This window comes from Corynebacterium sp. HMSC034B08 (genome assembly GCF_001835805.1).
In the GTDB taxonomy this organism is placed as follows: Bacteria; Actinomycetota; Actinomycetes; order Mycobacteriales; family Mycobacteriaceae; genus Corynebacterium; species Corynebacterium coyleae.
The window spans coordinates 1-439 of record NZ_KV825965.1; the positions used below are offsets into that span (position 1 = coordinate 1).

Sequence of the window (439 nt, forward strand, 5' to 3'; positions counted from 1 at the left end):
TAAAAAAGCGGCCGCCTTCTTCGCCACGGAGCACACCACGAGGACCTCTTCGCGGTAATTGCCCACTTCCACGAAGAAGGCAACCCCTGCCCTCGCTACCCAGTGTCAATGATGTGCCGTGTGTTGGAAGTATCCAGCTCCGGCTATTACGCCTGGCGCAAGCGTAGAGATACTCCGCCGGCCGGTGGCACACCGCGGGCGAAACGCGCGGCGATTACCGATCTGGTTATCGAGATCTTCAACGAGCACAACGGTTTTGCCGGGGCGCGCACTATCTACCGGCAGCTTCAGGCCCAAAACGTTGCAACCACGCTGTATGCGGTGCGAAAGATCATGGCTGACAACACGCTGCACACCAAGTACCGTCGCGCGTTTAAACGCACCACGATCCAAGACCCGCAGGCGAGCGCACGTGCTGATCTGCTTCGGCGCCGTTTCT

General features: G+C 59.5%; 1 protein-coding gene. It reads left to right on the forward strand.

Annotation, left to right across the window (positions count from 1 at the left end):
* Nucleotides 1–108 precede the first annotated feature (108 nt).
* On the forward strand, nt 109–439 hold a 331-nt coding region (locus tag HMPREF2656_RS08905), incomplete at its 3' end, for an IS3 family transposase (protein WP_141761054.1).